Below are 15,518 nucleotides of genomic sequence, written 5' to 3'. Positions count from 1 at the left end.
AAGGATGATTATTGAAAGAATAATAGGAAATGTTGCGGCACTAGAGAAAAAACCCCCGCATGTGGAAAGGGTGTATATGCAAAGTGATGATTTGTTAAAACGAGTTCAGCGAGTTGTCACCGATCATGGGAAGGAACTGGGGATTCGCCTAAAAGAAAACCAGTCTCTAGTCGATGGAGATGTGCTGTTCATGGACGAAAAAAATATGATCGTTATCTCCGTCAACGCGGATGATCTCCTTACTATTATGCCGACAACCATCCAGCAAATGGGCGAGATTGCTCATCAGTTAGGAAACCGCCATTTACCCGCACAATTTGAAGGGAAGGTCATGCTTGTCCAATACGATTATTTAGTAGAAGAATTACTGCAAAAGCTTGAAATACCTTATATGCGTGAAAAACGGAAAGTAAAACAGGCCTTTCGCCATATCGGCCACCGTCATGAATAGTTCGTTGTTGCCACTATTACAGCTATGTGATTCGAGCTTTCCTTCTGGTGCCTTCTCTCACTCCTTTGGGTTAGAAACCTATATCCAAGATGAGCAAATTACTGACAAGGGGACTTTCTTTCAAGCGTTGTCTATCTATATTAATAAACAGCTCGTGTATACAGATGGGTTGGCATGTAGGCTTGCCTATGAATTTCAGCAGTCTGGTAGTTTTTCAAAACTAATGGAGCTTGATCAATTATTATTTGTTTCAAGCCTAGCCAATGAGACAAGAACGGGCAATCGTCGGATTGGAGCCCGAATGGCAAAGCTTTGTTATGAGCTTTATCCATCTTTAAATCTAAAAGAATATTTAACTAACATTAACAAAAAAGAAGCTTACGGTCATTCATCAATCGTCTTTGCGATGGTTTGCCATCATTTGCGGGTTGACTCAGATACTTGTATAACAGCGTATTTGTTTGCTGCGGTCTCGACATTGATTCAAAACGGTGTCCGCGGGATTCCGCTCGGGCAAACTGATGGTCAAAAGTTACTGGTTGAATGTCAGCCAATCCTTATTAGTGCCGTTTCATCAATTAATAGCTTGACGTTTGAGGATTTTGGGGCAGTTAGTCCAGGACTTGAAATCGCGCAAATGAAGCACGAGAGCTTACACGTTCGCTTATTTATGTCGTAAACCGAATGGTTTATATTTTGGTAGATACGTTTATTGAGGAGGGATTAAATTGGAGCCAATTAAAATAGGTGTAGGAGGCCCAGTGGGGGCAGGAAAAACCATGCTTGTCGAAAAGATAACAAGGGCGATGCATAATGAATTCAGTATGGCTGTTGTTACGAATGATATATATACAAAAGAGGATGCACTATTTTTAATGAAAAATGGAGTACTACCAGAGGATCGAATCATTGGTGTTGAGACTGGTGGTTGCCCACATACCGCGATTCGTGAGGATGCCTCAATGAATTTTGCGGCAATAGATGAACTAAAAGAACTTCATCGTGACTTAGATCTAATTTTTGTAGAAAGCGGTGGGGATAATTTAGCTGCAACCTTCAGTCCAGAGCTTGTTGATTTTTCAATTTATATTATCGATGTGGCTCAAGGAGAAAAGATTCCTCGTAAAGGTGGACAGGGGATGATCAAATCCGACCTATTTGTCATTAACAAAATTGATTTGGCGCCCTATGTCGGTGCCAGCTTGGAAATAATGGAGCAGGACACAATTGCGGCCCAGGGTAAGAAGCCCTTTATTTTTACTAATTTAAAAGATGGAATAGGTCTAGATGCTGTTGTGGATTGGATAAAGCGAGAGGCATTACTCATTGGACTGAAGCCATGAACCGCGCTGCTGTTTTGGAGCTAAGGGCAGAAAAAAAGGTGAATAAAACGATCGTTGCTGATTGTTTTTATGAAGGTGCATTAAAAATAACTAGACCGGTTTATCTTGATGGAACTGTACCGACCGTCTATTTAATCCATGTGGGTGGCGGGTTTGTAGATGGTGATTGTTATCGGATGAAGATCGACTTGGATGAACAATCACATTTAGCACTCACAACCCAGTCTTCTACAAAGGTGTATCGTACCCCGATGAAGCCCGTTCGACAGCTAACAGAAATCACGTTGAAAAAAGGAAGTGTGCTCGAATATTTTCCAGATCCACTTATCGCCTATAAAGACTCGCGGTTTTTACAGGAAACGACGATTCATAAAGAAGAAGGAGCGATCCTTTTTTTAGTGATATCATCACACCTGGCTGGGCTGAGGATGGAAGCTTGTTTCAATATGAGTGGATTCGCTCTCGGTTGAAAATCTACAAGGGAAACAAACTGATTGCTCATGATCATGTATTTCTGGAAGGGGACATTGATCTGCAAGAGCTGCTAACAATGGAGGGGTTTACCCATGTTGGCTCGTTTTTTATCGTCGATGAAGGGGTTGGCAAAGATTTTATTACGAGACTTCAGTACCATCTTCAGGAGTATATTGAGGAAGCAAGATTTGGTATTTCTTTGCTGCCTATCGAGGGCTGCTTATTGAGGATTTTAGCGCATAGTACAGGGGTGATAGAAAAAATCATCTCTGCTGCGCATTCATTTGCTCGAGGGGAGCTTTTAGACATGGCCCCTGTAGATTGGCGGAAATATTGAAGCTTTTTTGAACTTTGGAGGGGGTGACAGTGATTGGTTGGTGCCCCTTTTTTGTGTGGTATTCGAGCGACACTGGTTTACGTTTACGTAAATCTAGAAAACAGGCTCTAGGTAAATGCAAAACCCAATTGCGTTTACGTAAAGAGAAAAATCGGGCTCTAGGTAAATGCAAAACCATTTGCGTTTACGTAAAGAGAAAAATCAGGCTCTAGGTAATGCAAAACCCATTTGCGTTTCGTAAAGAGGAAAATTTAGCACTAGGTAAATGCAAAACTTGTTTCAAAGATGTAATTTAGAAAAACGCACATATGCAACTGGAACATCCACCTACAAAACAACCTCCCACAAACAAAAAAGATTCCCATAAGCCGAAAAAAACGGTAAAATGAATGCATATTCAGAAATTTCAGAAAAAAACCGCGCGTACAATTACAAACAACCACCGAACACAAATTTAAGGAGGCAATGCAATGGGGAAAACAATTCCAGCAAGCTGGTGCGAGCAGCTTACTTTACCTGTTATCTCAGCACCTATGTTTTTGGTTTCAGGGACAGAACTGGTCAAGCAATGCTGTCTAAACGGTGTAATTGGTTCATTTCCGGCACCAAATGCCCGACCAATTGAAGTATTGGACCAATGGATGGAGTGGCTAAATTCAGAGTTGGCAGAGGCGAAAATAAAGGATCCTGACCGAAAAATTGCACCATGGGCGATGAATATAGTCGTACATAGTTCATATCGTCGACTCCAGCAGGAATTTGACCTAATTCGAAAGCATCAACCTTCATTAGTGATTACCTCCTTGGGAAGTCCTAAAGCAGTAGTGGATATTGTTCATAGTTATGGAGGCTTAGTTTTCTCCGATGTAAGCAATGTTAAATTTGCAAAAAAAGCAGCAGACGCCGGTGTGGATGGTTTAATTTTAGTGGCAAGCGGAGCGGGAGGTCATGCTGGCAATATTAACAGCTTGGCATTCGTCGATTTAGTTCGTGATTTTTGGGATGGAATCATCGTTTTAGCGGGAGGAATTTCAACAGGCTCTGGAATTTTGGCAGCTCAAGCAGTAGGCGCTGATCTAGCTTATATGGGAACAAGATTCATTGCAGCCGAAGAAAGTTTGGCGAGTGATGAATATCAAAAAATGTTAGTACATTCCACGATCGAGGATATTATCTTAACGGATGCCTTTTCTGGTGTGAATGCAAATATGCTAATCCCAAGCATCGTGAAAGCAGGTCTTGATCCCAAACGCTTGGACAAAAAGAAGGAAATTGATTTTAATCATATGCACAAAGGAACAACTGAAAATAATGTGAAAGCTTGGCGTGATATCTGGTCCGCTGGTCATGGTGTTGGAACAATTGAAACTGTTGAACCAGGTAAAGGAAATCATTAAGAGGTTAAAAGCTGAATATAAATTAGCCTATAAGAACCTAACTAAACGAAGAGATTTTATTGATGCTCAAAAAATAGACTAAAAATATGGATAAAAAAACATTCAAAAGGCAGAACTACACTATACGTGGTTCTGTCTTTTGACGTAAATTTACTCAACTATGTTCCAGAAAGCCCACTTTTGATTCTGGCAGAAGCTCCCGCTGGTATTTTCATAAGAAACAATGTATCATAAAAGAAAACATAATAATCAACCAAAATATGGGGTGAAAACATAAATGAACATCAAAACTGATGTAGTGATTGTTGGTGCTGGTCCAGGTGGTGCGTTATTGGGCTATTTGTTAGCAAAAAACAATATTTCTACAATAGTTTTAGAGAGGAATCCAACGATTGACAAGGAATTTAGAGGGGAACACATCAATGAAGAAGGCGAATCTATACTTAAAAAGCATAACTTGTTTCATCTAATTCAGAATTATGGCTTACTTTTTACCGAAAGGATCGAATATTGGAACCATGGCAAACCGGCTGAAAACAATATTTCCGACTGAGTCACAGCACCACTTTGATATTCATGTTCCACAAAACCATTTATTAAAAGTCTTAATAAATGAAGCAAAACAATTTTCAAATTATCAGCTGTACATGAATACGATCGTGAATGAATTAATTCAAGATGAAACAGGAAGATTTACTGGTGTTCGAGCTAAATGTAATGGGGAACAAATCGAGATCCAATCATCATTAGTTATCGCTGCGGATGGAAGGTTTTCAACCGTGAGAAAATTAGCCGGAGTTTCGGTAAATAAAAGAAAGCATGGCTACGATCTTCTCTGGGCAAAAATTCCTGCACCAAGTAACTGGGAGCCAACGATTCGGTTTGCGATGGTCGATGGAAGGCAGGTTGCGCTCTTTACTCAGGAGGGTGGTTATATCCAGATTGGTTGGAATATAAAAGAAGGAACCTATTCGGAAATTCGTAAACAATCGTTTGAACCGTTTATTAACAAATTACTGACCGCCTTTCCAAATCTAGAAGAACAGGTAAGAGCGTATATACAATCTTGGGATGATTTTGTTTATTTATCAGTCTTTAGCAGTACTATGGATCATTGGATAAAGGATAATTCGCTGATCTTTATAGGTGATGCGGCCCATACGATGTCGCCAACCGGTGCCTTTGGAATAAATAGTTCATTAAAAGATGCTGAAAAGCTGGCCGAATTGATTCAAACAATTGACTTATTAAATCCTCAACCTGGTGCTTTTCAAATTTTTGAGGAGAGTAGAAAAGAAGAGGTCGCCAAACAACAAGCTCAACAGCTTCAAATGGAATCTAGCTATAAGGAAAACTTCCTAGCCACCATTTCAAGTAACTAAACTTGATGCTTGAACAAAGGAATGATTTTTTCGAAAATTGGCATGATAGGAATTAAAATCATAAGTGACTTGTAATAAGAATATACGTTTGAGGTGAAGGAGAAATGATCGATCCAAAAGTAGTAGCAACCTTAAAGGAAAAAATAACGGTTATACGAAATGATGGGAAATCAATCTATCTAGTCGGTCCTATTCAATTACCCGTTAATTTAGATGGGGAAACGACAATTTTTCAATGGTATTGCTGGTTAAAATGTGAGAATATGGCTGGCCATTTTTGTGAGGATGGGTCGTACGATGCTGAGAAAATAATTGGTACGCTTTCATCCTCTAATCTTGCTGAAATGCAGCAGTCAAGCGTGTTGGTTTATGGTGATTTTGCCAATTCCGAGGATGCATTAATACGGATGCACAGTATATGTCATACAGGGGACATTTTTGGCAGCAAACGCTGTGATTGCGGTTTTCAATTAAAGCAAGCGATGAAGATGATTTCTCATCATGGAAGTGGGGCTCTGTTTTATTTAGCCAATCATGAAGGAAGAGGGATTGGACTATTTAGTAAAGCAATGGCTTATATTCTCCAGGAAAATGGACTTGACACTGTCGAAGCCAATCTTCAATTAGGCTTTGTTGATGATGCTAGAAACTACGATGATGCGATTCAAGTATTAAAAACCTTAAGATCTAAGCCGGTTACACTTATTACAAATAATCCGAGAAAGCTGGATGCCCTTAATAACTCTGGTGCTGATGTTGCAGAAAGGGTTGCATTGTGGGGGGATGTATCGGAGTACAACCAAAAATATCTTAAAACGAAAATCGAACGTTCTGGACATTTACGAAATCAAGATGATCAAGAGTAAAACAAAAAGGGATCGAAAAAAGCTTAATTTGCTAAGATTTTTTCGATCTCACCAGTACCAAGTTCTTTATCAGAAATAAGTTCACAAAAAACAATTAATCTTTGTTTGTCAGAATATTTCGGGTGACATGTAATGAGTGTAAGTACAGATTTTCCGCTAATCGGGTTAATCACGTCTACGCTTGAGGGACTGACTATTTTTTTATCAAAAACTTTATAAGTGTATACACTGTTTTGTGCATAAAGAATTACTTGATCCCCTTTAACTAGCTCATCTAGTCGGTTAAAGAATTTTCCATATGTATAGGAACGATGGCCAGCAATTGCGAAGTTCTCATTCTTTTTCCAAGTTCATTTGTGGAAGAACTTGATGGAAGGTGACCAACTGCAAATTGAATATTTTCCGGCTTTGCTCCTTCAGTCACAGGTGTTTTTAAATTAATTTTCGGGATTTCCAAAATGCCGATCGTGTCCCCATTTTTTGACTTTTTCTGCTGATTTCCGGTTGGTGCTTCTTCTGAAAATGTTAATGATGTATATTCCTTAATTAGTTGTTTTTGTTCATAATAGGTTTTTCCTTTTAAATAAATGATTAATATTAGGACGATTAGTCCTGTAAAAATAAACAGATTACCAATTTTTTTCATTATAGTACGTCTCCTTGTAAAAAAACGGAGGGTGATCAGCCCTCCGTTAATGAAAATATAAAACCAATTGGTAAAAAACACTACAAACTAATGTAAATATGCTTAACAAATTTTGTGTGTATTTAGCTTTCTTAAAGTTAAACCCATTAACAATAATAATGTTGAAATAAGTAATAGAATGCTAGAATCCATTACAGAACCTGTTTTAGGTAATGTGCTTCCAGTTTGTAAATCATTCTTGTCATTATTGTTTTTGTTGTTATCGTTTTGTATCGTATTATTAACTGGAGTATGGTCACTAGGTTGGTTATCATTGTCACTAGGTTGGTTATCATTGTCACTAGGTTGGTTATCATTGTCACTAGGTTGGTTATCATTGTCACTAGGTTGGTTGTCATGGTCACCAGGTTGGTTATCATTGTCACCAGGTTGGTTATCGTTGTCACCAGGTTGGTTATCATTGTCACCAGGTTGGTTGTCATTGTCACTAGGTTGGTTATCATTGTCACCAGGTTGGTTGTCATTGTCACCAGGTTGGTTGTCATTGTCACCAGGTTGGTTATCATTGTCACCAGGTTGGTTGTCATCAGTTGGTAATGTAGTATACTCTTCGTGTTCTACAATACCCACATGTGTATCGCCAACAATTGGAGTATTATTTGTATCAACAATAACAAGTCCACCATGCTCCCATGTGTACTCATCCGTCGCGACTTTTTCAACTTCGACTACACCAACATGGGCATCTCCTACTGGGGTATCTTTCGCGTCCACATTTACTAAAGATCCATGAAAATACTGATAACTATCTGTTTGAATATGGGTTTCTTCAAGAACACCAGTATGAAGATCACCGATAACTGGTGAATCCACATCAGCAATCACTAATCCTCCGTGAGAATACTTAACATCTTTAGTTACATATTTAGTACCTTCGCCAACACCAGCATGTACATCTCCAACAACTGGAACAGTTCCATCGGCAACGATTAATCCTCCATGTGAATATTCAGCTTCATCGGTTAAGGAGTTTGTTCCTTCAATCACACCAAGATGTGTATCGGCGAGTACAGCTGAATCGTTAAGGTCAACTGCAATTACGTCTGCAGACGTTGTAGTTTCATCATCGGTAACGACCTGTTCATTTCCGAGCACGTCAACATCCAAATTACCAATGACAGGAGAAAGGAGGCTTCCGTCTACACCAATATTGATAAGTGAACTTTTGGATTCACTTACAATATTATCATCCTTTTCTTCAGGGTTCCCTGTAACAACAGGTGCTGTAGCTGGAATAACTGGTACTTGTTCAGCGGTTGTTACTGCTCCTGCAGCAGTTGGATTATTGGCTGTTAGTGATGTTAATACATCTTGCGGTGCTAGCTGTTGAACAACAGGCGTAGCGTTTTTTAAGCTCTCTGATACGTCAAGACCTTCTGCGCCGGCTTGACCAGTAAATAATGATAAACCTAATGCGAATGCTCCAGTATAGATAATACTTTTTAACGATTTAACAACAGTAATTTTATTCATGATTTTCTCCTTCATCTTCATTTTTTTATTTTATAAAGAAGAAGGATGAAATCGGTGGTTGGACTGGTGGTGGCTCAGTCCATTGAGTTGATAAAGCTTTTAAAATAGTTTGTGTTTGCTTTTTTAATGACACTTCATGTTTATAGCCAAAAGAAAAATCAACAGATGTCCCAGAACCACCATTAAAACTAGTAGAGCTTGAAGATGTACTACTACTAGAAATTGTTGATGCTGAATTAGTTGTGATACCTATTGAATTTGCTCCCATTTCATTCCATTTGTTCATTTCTGATGTGAACGGTAAATAATCACCTTCAGCTTGATTTAATACAGTCTGGTTTCCAGCGTCTAAAATAGTTTTTAGGAATTGTCCAACTGAAAAATCCATTCTTTCTTTAACATCAAGATGTTGGTCTTTTGCTGTAATAGAATCATAGCTTTTCTGAGCTTCTTCTGTCGGAGAAGCAAGATCTGCACCATCTGTTACTGCTTCGTCTTGACCGCCTACATCTGAATTGCTATCGGAATTGTCTTCAGTATCACTTCTTGAGTTGCTATCAGAGTTAGTACCGGAATTGTTTTCTGAGTTTTGATCAGTGTTGTTATCTGGTGCTGTTAAATCCTCAGGATTACTTGGAGTTGGAGCAGTTACTTCGTCACTACTATTATCATAATCACCAATGACTACATGAACGTTACCTACAGTCGGATTCTCAATCTCGATGTTAACGATTCCTCCTGTAGAGGTAGTTCCTTCATCTGTTTCTATTAGATGATTTTCAATAATTCCTTGATGGTAACTACCTAATAGGTCATTGTTAATATCTGTAATGACTAACCCGGAATCAAATTCTTTTAAATTAGGACTTTCAAGACCACTTATTTCTGCAATTCCAACCTGAAGATTGCCAAGTATAGGACTGTTAATTTCAGTTGAAGCCAAACTGCTCTGAAATGTAGTCGTATCACCAAAAATGTTTGTACTTTCTTCAAGTACTCCGATATGTGTATTAACGAACTGGTTATTTACATCCACTGAGGCTAATCCTGAAGTCAGTGTATTTCGATCTGAAGTAGTATCTGCGTTATTTGATAATAACTCCACATTTACTTCACCTAAGAGCGGTGCTTGTGATAGTTGAACATCCAACAGTGCTTCTTCTTCCGGTATAGTAACAACATTGGAAACACTGTACTTGATCATGTCAGTGGATTGTTGCAGTACCTCTTGTAGTGGAGCAGTTGTCTTATAGATAAACTCTTGAGCAACTGTCTGCTGTTCTACTGGTTCAGTCGTTTGTTTGATTTCAGATGTTGTTTCATTTTGACTTGCTATAACGTCTGGAGCAGACAATGAATCTTTATTCAGTAGGTTTCCTAATCCAACTAAATATTCTGTTGCTTTATGTAATTCGAGTTGAGAAGTAGCTTGGTTTTGATCTGAGACAGTTACATCAGTTTGTTCCATTTCTTCAGCTTGAACCATGGAAGGTGTCGCAATCAATAACAAACCAGAAAATAAGTATAGTAAGCTTTTTTTCATACTTTCACCTCCTTTACAAGAATTTTATGAAGCAAAAATGTAAAAATGTGACATTAATCACTTCGGTTACCAGTCTAATCAAAAAATTGACAATTTTCAACAAAAAATCAGAATACAAAATAAAGTTGTTACTGATTTGTGAAATATAAGAATTGTTATTTTAAAAGAATAGTAATAATTACATCGTTGGATTACTAACTGTTGCGAAAATGATATGATATAAGAGGTAGTCAAGACTAGTTAAGGTTTGGAGATGAATTTTTTGGCTAATCAATCAAAAATTAAGCTTATTGCATTAGATATGGATGGAACATTACTGAATGATGACGGCAAAGTTTCCGAAACGAATCGGAAAGCGATAATAGATGCTCAATCTAATGGGGTATACGTGATTTGTAGCACTGGAAGGTCTATATTAACTTCACGAGATCATGTTGTGGACTTAGGATTAAACTCCTACCACATCACAGTAAACGGAAGTGAAATTTGGGATCAAAAGGGTGAGTTGTTGCATCGGAAGGGTGTCCCTACGGACCATATCCAATGGATGTACAACTTAGCTCTTAAATATCAAACAAAATTTTGGGCTACTGCTACGAATAAAGTTTGGCGTAGAGAAATGCCACAGGATATTGAAAACCATAGCTGGCTCAAATTTGGCTTTGAAATCCCTGAAGAAGAGATTCGACAAACTATTTTGCTGCATTTAAAAGAAAAAGCGGAGCTTTTTGAAATAAGTAATTCTAGTCCTGTTAATATTGAAGTAAATGCAAAGGGTGTAAACAAATCGATAGCAATTGAACAGGTCTGCGATCGTCTAGGCTTGGTCATGAGTGAGGTCATGGCTGTTGGGGATAGTATTAATGATTTAGCAATGATCCAAAGTGCGGGAATAGGAGTAGCAATGGGCAATGCCCAAGAAACAGTGAAAAATAAAGCGGATTGGGTAACATTTACGAATAATGAAGATGGAGTTGCACATGCGATTCGGACGTGGGTGCTATCATAATAAAAAGGACAATGACTCTGTTTTTTAGCAGTCATTGTCCTTTTTATTATGGTTTTTATCCCGCCTTAACGGGCAGTAAGACCCCCACCTCAAGATTCAGTGTAAACCAAGAAGATAGGTGGGGGATCAACTGCCCGTAAAGGTCCGATTAATTCAACTAACCATCAGTGGGGGATGAAGAAAACCACCACTGATGGAAGTTTCATTTTATTTTTTTTCTTTCTTTTTCACGATTTTTACAAATTTATAGCCAGGCTTCAGCTTGATTTTTTCAACCCCAGATTTTGTTTTTACTTGAAAAAGCGTAAATTTATTGGGCTGATGATCGAGCACATCGATTTTCACTACACCTTGTTTTGCAAAGCGTTTTTCAATTTTCTTAAGCTGCTTTTCTCGTTTTTCACCATAAAGCAGGTCATAGGCAAATAAAACGGCAAACATCATTGGGATTCCGATTATTACTGAATAAAGGATAGAGGATAACATAGGTGTTTCAAAGCTTCCTTTCTACATAAAAAATAAAATCAATATGTTCATTATAACCTTCTCTTCCTAATTGTAAATGTAAGACCATTCCAACAAAAGAAAAAGCGGTCACCACAGAGGGGAACCGCTTTTTAATTATATTTATCTTTTACATTGTATGTCCAAATGACATAACCCAAATGGAACCAACAACTGTGACTGCTGCAATGAAAAAGGCGTAGGCAATGTTGATGATATTGGCAGTGCCATCCTCTCCTTCATTCATGTGCATAAACATATACAATTGAAGACCAGCTTGAATGACAGCCAAGGTGCCGATGATCCATACAATTGTTTTAACAGGCAGTGAGGTTTCGAATGCTAAAAATACAGCACCAAATGTCAAAATAAGGGATGTTAAGAATCCAATAACATGACTTACTGGGAATCCTTTTTCTTTTACATTGTGCTCCATCTTATCCCACCATCCTTGCTAAATAAACAAATGTAAAAATGAAAATCCAGACTACATCTAGGAAATGCCAATATAAACCGATAATAAAGACTTTGCGCGCGGTTACTGGTGTTAAACCGCGTTTTATAAGCTGAATAATGATCATGAGAGCCCAGCCAATCCCTAAGCTTACGTGAGCACCATGAGTCCCTAATAGGACAAAGAAGCTTGAAAGAAACGCACTTGTTTGCATCGTTGCTCCTTCATGTACGTAATGAATAAACTCAGAGATTTCCATGTAGATAAAGCCTGCACCTAGCAATAAGGTAATTAAGAGCCAGGTTAGCAGCCCTTTCACGTTTGAACGGCGCATTTCATAGATTGCTAGACCACATGTAAAGCTACTTGTCAGCAACAGAATGGTTTCAATCATGATATCCTTTAGGACGAAAATATCCTGTGGAGTAGGACCACCCGCATAACGTTCACCTAATACACCATAAACGGCGAAAAGGGTTGCGAAAAGGATAATTTCTGCTCCTAAGAAGATCCAAAATCCGAATATATTTAAGCGGCTTTGTTCCGTTTGATACTCTAATGGTAAAGTGGCATCTAGTTTAGCTGACATGATTTTTCACCTCTTCATCGACCTTTTTCCATGCTCGTTCCGTTTTGATAATTTCATCAATGCTTACATGGAAGCCATCGTTATAATCAAAGGAACGATAAATGAGACATCCGATAATTCCTATTGCTGCAACGGCAGCTGCAATTGTCCATTCGAATATTAGAAGGAAGCCAACAATACCAAAGACGACGCACATAATAAATGGCAGACCAGAATTACTTGGCATATGAATTTCTTCGTATTCCTTTTCATCGAAATGTAAACCAATGTTGTTTTTCTTCATATACCAGAAGGCATCTAGTGATTTTACCTCTGGTACCTTAGCAAAATTGTAATGTTGAACAGGTGAAGCCGTTGCCCATTCGAGTGTACGCGCATCCCAAGGATCAGACGAAATATTGCGGTCTGCGTAGCGGGCACTCCAATAAATGTTGTAGCATAATGCTGCAAACCCAGCAGCAAGAATTAATGAGCCAATGGCAGATAATAAGAACAATGGAGCAAAGCCAGATTCAGCCGAATAGGTGTAAGCACGACGAACAGCACCATCCAGTCCAAGGAAGAACATTGGCATAAACGTTACATTAAAACCAATTACAAATAACCAGAAATGCCATTTACCGATTTTTTCGTTGAGCATAAAGCCAAACATCTTTGGCCACCAATAGTACAAACCTGCGAATACTGCAAAAACAACACCAGGAATCAATACGTAATGGAAATGTGCAACTAAAAATAATGTATTATGATATTGATAGTCTGCTGCACCCATAGCCAGCATGACACCAGTGACTCCGCCGATAATAAAACAAGGTACAAAAGCGAGTGCCCAAAGCATCGCGGTTGTAAATTTGATTCGACCCTTTCTCATTGTAAAGAGCCAGTTGAACATTTTAACACCTGTTGGTACGGCAATCATCATCGTAGTAATCGAGAATACAGAGTTTACGGCAGGTCCAGCACCCATCGTATAGAAGTGGTGCACCCATACAAGCATACTTAATGCGGCAATTGCAACGATTGAGACAACCATTGATTTATATCCGTATAATGTTTTACGCGAGAAGGTTGAAATAACCTCAGAAAACATACCAAACGCAGGGAGTACAACGATATATACTTCAGGATGTCCCCATAGCCAAAAGAGGTTCGCCCAAAGCATATCCATTCCGCCGCCAGACAATGTGAAGAAATGCGTTCCAAAAATACGATCGAAAGTCATTAATGCGAGTGCAACCGTAAAAATAGGGAAGGATGCAACAATAATAACCGATGCGATAAAGGACGTCCATGTGAACATCGGCATTCTCATTAATGTCATACCTTTTGTTCTCATTTTTAATACGGTCACAATGAAGTTAATGCCGGTCATTAATGTCCCAATTCCAGCAATCTGTAAGGCAATGGCATAATAGTTATTACCAATACCTGGTGTGAATTCCTTACCTGCAAGTGGAAAATAAGATGTCCATCCAGCATCAGGAGAACCACCAACGACAAACGAAATATTAAAGAGCATCGCACCGCTGAAGAATAACCAAAAGCTAAGCGCGTTTAACTGTGGGAAAGCAACATCCCTTGCGCCAATTTGTAATGGAACAATCACATTCATAATCCCAATTAATAAAGGCATCGCTGCAAATAAAATCATGATGACACCATGCGTTGTGAAAATTTCATTGTAATGCTGGGCATCTAAAAATTCCATTTGCGGTCTTGATGTTTGAACTTTCATTAACAGTCCGTCAACACCACCACGGAAAAACATTAACACCCCAGATAGAATGTACATAATCCCAATTTTTTTATGGTCTACGGTTGTAATCCATTCTGTCCATAGCCAACGCCACTTTTTAAAATAAGTAATCCCTGCGACAATTCCAAGCATGGATAATAAAATAGCGATCTGAGAGCCTATGATGAGGGGATCTCCATTCATCATAAAAAATTCTTTCCAATTAATGTTCATTATGTTCCCCTCCATCACTTTCGTTCATTTCACTGTGATTCATTTCACTATTATTCTCTGAATCTTCTTCAAAGATTTTTCCTTGATAGCCATGCGTTTTATAAAGTTCAGGATTCGTAATCGTTTCAGAATCCATGTCAGCATGGTTAATCCATTCTAGATGTGTGTTCGAATAAGTAAGACGGCCCAAATGGGTTGGGGTTAGCAATTCATTATATTTTTTTTCAGTGAGCTTCGGTGCCGTTTTCTTTACATCCTTAACCCAATTTTCAAAATCAATCTGTTTTTGTGCTAACACTTCAAATTCCATGTCAGCGTAGCCGCGCCCATTAAAGTTTGTATTACGGCCAAAATATGAGCCGGGATTATCAGCCACAACATACATTTGTGTTTCCATTTTGTTCATTGTGTATTTTTGACCAGCTAAAGCAGGAATCCAAAAGGATTGCATTGTGCTAGCTGATGTTAATTTAAACAGAACCGGACGATCTTCAGGGATATTGACATAATTAATCGTTTCTATTCCTTGCTCTGGATAGCTGAAAATCCATTTCCAATCTGCAGAAGTAACATGAATAATCAGAGGTTCTTTCTTTTCGTAGCCTGCAGGGACTTTCTCGAGTGCGTAGATGGTTTTGACCGTTGGAATGGTGAGTGCAATAACAATTAAGATAGGTATTGCCGTCCAAATAATTTCAAGAACAGTACTTCCATGTTCCTCAGGTGGTTCATAGTTTTTGTTTTCAGGTTTTTCACGGTATTTCCAAACGATATAACCGAATAGACCAAAAACAACAACTACAACGATCAACATAAACACAAGCGACCAGTTAATCAAATCTAAAATGTCTCGAGCAACAGGACCCTGTGGATCGAATACAACTAAATTTGTTTCACAGCCGCTCAGTAATAATAGGGAAGCTACGGCGGTAAATAAGAATAATAAAGATTTCGATGCTTTCATATTCTTGCTCCTTTCAAATTTGCACAACCATTTCAAAAATAAATGTTTCGTAATTCA

The 15,518-nt window shown here is 38.5% G+C and carries 17 protein-coding genes and 1 pseudogene; 9 read left to right on the top strand and 9 right to left on the bottom strand.

All coding sequences use genetic code 11. The features are described from left to right. Positions 1–4: 4 nt before the first annotated feature. From ureE to RGF10_RS15725, 8 genes and pseudogenes are all read left to right on the top strand, one after another. Complete coding sequence (gene ureE / locus RGF10_RS15765) at positions 5–451, top strand: urease accessory protein UreE (protein ID WP_318503597.1); 447 nt, start codon at positions 5–7, stop codon at positions 449–451. Then, the gene (locus RGF10_RS15760) at positions 444–1,130 is read left to right on the top strand and encodes an urease accessory protein UreF (RefSeq protein ID WP_318503595.1); all 687 of its coding nucleotides are present in this window, start codon (positions 444–446) and stop codon (positions 1,128–1,130) included. The genes ureE and RGF10_RS15760 overlap by 8 nt, the downstream gene beginning before the upstream one ends. A gap of 49 nt (positions 1,131–1,179) precedes the next feature. Beyond that, positions 1,180–1,794, top strand: coding sequence for an urease accessory protein UreG (gene ureG / locus RGF10_RS15755; RefSeq protein WP_318503593.1), 615 nt, complete (start codon positions 1,180–1,182; stop codon positions 1,792–1,794). Then, a pseudogene (locus RGF10_RS23930) lies at positions 1,791–2,605 on the top strand (urease accessory protein UreD). The gene ureG and the pseudogene RGF10_RS23930 overlap by 4 nt, the downstream one beginning before the upstream one ends. 470 nt (positions 2,606–3,075) lie before the next feature. Next, entirely contained in the window at positions 3,076–4,002 is a 927-nt protein-coding gene (locus RGF10_RS15740) for an NAD(P)H-dependent flavin oxidoreductase (RefSeq protein ID WP_318503587.1), read from the top strand. A 277-nt stretch (positions 4,003–4,279) separates the two neighbouring features. Then, positions 4,280–4,555: an FAD-dependent monooxygenase gene (locus RGF10_RS15735; RefSeq protein WP_318503585.1), complete on the top strand. Its 276-nt coding sequence runs from the start codon at positions 4,280–4,282 to the stop codon at positions 4,553–4,555. Continuing rightward, entirely contained in the window at positions 4,521–5,384 is an 864-nt protein-coding gene (locus RGF10_RS15730; RefSeq protein ID WP_318503583.1) for an FAD-dependent monooxygenase, read from the top strand. Before RGF10_RS15735 ends, RGF10_RS15730 begins: the two co-directional genes overlap by 35 nt. A 104-nt stretch (positions 5,385–5,488) precedes the next feature. Further along, positions 5,489–6,250: a GTP cyclohydrolase II gene (locus tag RGF10_RS15725; protein WP_318503581.1), complete on the top strand. Its 762-nt coding sequence runs from the start codon at positions 5,489–5,491 to the stop codon at positions 6,248–6,250. Positions 6,251–6,273: 23 nt separating this feature from the next. On the opposite strand, the gene RGF10_RS23925 is transcribed toward RGF10_RS15725, so the two are convergent. From RGF10_RS23925 to RGF10_RS15710, 4 genes are all read right to left on the bottom strand, one after another. Further along, positions 6,274–6,573, bottom strand: coding sequence for a sortase (locus RGF10_RS23925; RefSeq protein WP_412176741.1), 300 nt, complete (start codon positions 6,571–6,573; stop codon positions 6,274–6,276). Then, positions 6,525–6,896, bottom strand: a complete 372-nt coding sequence (locus RGF10_RS15720; RefSeq protein WP_318503579.1) for a sortase family protein — start codon at positions 6,894–6,896, stop codon at positions 6,525–6,527. The genes RGF10_RS23925 and RGF10_RS15720 overlap by 49 nt, the downstream gene beginning before the upstream one ends. 102 nt (positions 6,897–6,998) lie before the next feature. Beyond that, the gene (locus tag RGF10_RS15715) at positions 6,999–8,429 is read right to left on the bottom strand and encodes a hypothetical protein (protein WP_318503578.1); all 1,431 of its coding nucleotides are present in this window, start codon (positions 8,427–8,429) and stop codon (positions 6,999–7,001) included. A gap of 25 nt (positions 8,430–8,454) precedes the next feature. After that, positions 8,455–9,972 carry a hypothetical protein gene (locus RGF10_RS15710; RefSeq protein WP_318503576.1) on the bottom strand — a complete coding sequence of 506 codons (1,518 nt, stop codon included), beginning with the start codon at positions 9,970–9,972 and terminating at the stop codon, positions 8,455–8,457. A 253-nt stretch (positions 9,973–10,225) separates the two neighbouring features. Here RGF10_RS15710 and RGF10_RS15705 point away from each other — a divergent pair, with 253 nt between their 5' ends. Continuing rightward, positions 10,226–10,981, top strand: coding sequence for a Cof-type HAD-IIB family hydrolase (locus RGF10_RS15705; protein WP_318503575.1), 756 nt, complete (start codon positions 10,226–10,228; stop codon positions 10,979–10,981). Between the two features lie 207 nt (positions 10,982–11,188). Here RGF10_RS15705 and RGF10_RS15700 read toward each other — a convergent pair whose 3' ends face one another. The 5 genes from RGF10_RS15700 to qoxA all read right to left on the bottom strand — a co-directional run bounded on the left by RGF10_RS15700 (position 11,189) and on the right by qoxA (position 15,461). Continuing rightward, on the bottom strand, positions 11,189–11,467 hold the full coding sequence (locus RGF10_RS15700) for a hypothetical protein (protein WP_318503573.1): 279 nt from the start codon (positions 11,465–11,467) through the stop codon (positions 11,189–11,191). Positions 11,468–11,615: 148 nt separating this feature from the next. Then, positions 11,616–11,921 carry a cytochrome aa3 quinol oxidase subunit IV gene (gene qoxD / locus RGF10_RS15695; protein WP_318503571.1) on the bottom strand — a complete coding sequence of 102 codons (306 nt, stop codon included), beginning with the start codon at positions 11,919–11,921 and terminating at the stop codon, positions 11,616–11,618. A 1-nt stretch (position 11,922) separates the two neighbouring features. Next, positions 11,923–12,528 carry a cytochrome aa3 quinol oxidase subunit III gene (gene qoxC, locus RGF10_RS15690; protein ID WP_318503569.1) on the bottom strand — a complete coding sequence of 202 codons (606 nt, stop codon included), beginning with the start codon at positions 12,526–12,528 and terminating at the stop codon, positions 11,923–11,925. Further along, complete coding sequence (gene qoxB / locus RGF10_RS15685; RefSeq protein WP_318503567.1) at positions 12,518–14,497, bottom strand: cytochrome aa3 quinol oxidase subunit I; 1,980 nt, start codon at positions 14,495–14,497, stop codon at positions 12,518–12,520. The genes qoxC and qoxB overlap by 11 nt, the downstream gene beginning before the upstream one ends. Then, positions 14,487–15,461, bottom strand: coding sequence for a cytochrome aa3 quinol oxidase subunit II (gene qoxA / locus RGF10_RS15680; protein ID WP_318503565.1), 975 nt, complete (start codon positions 15,459–15,461; stop codon positions 14,487–14,489). Before qoxA ends, qoxB begins: the two co-directional genes overlap by 11 nt. Positions 15,462–15,518: the final 57 nt, after the last annotated feature.

It is taken from the genome of Bacillus sp. T3, from assembly GCF_033449965.1.
GTDB lineage: Bacteria > Bacillota > Bacilli > Bacillales > Cytobacillaceae > Bacillus_BU.
The sequence above is the reverse complement of the archived record's forward strand: the minus strand, read 5'-3'. Positions and strand labels throughout refer to the sequence as shown.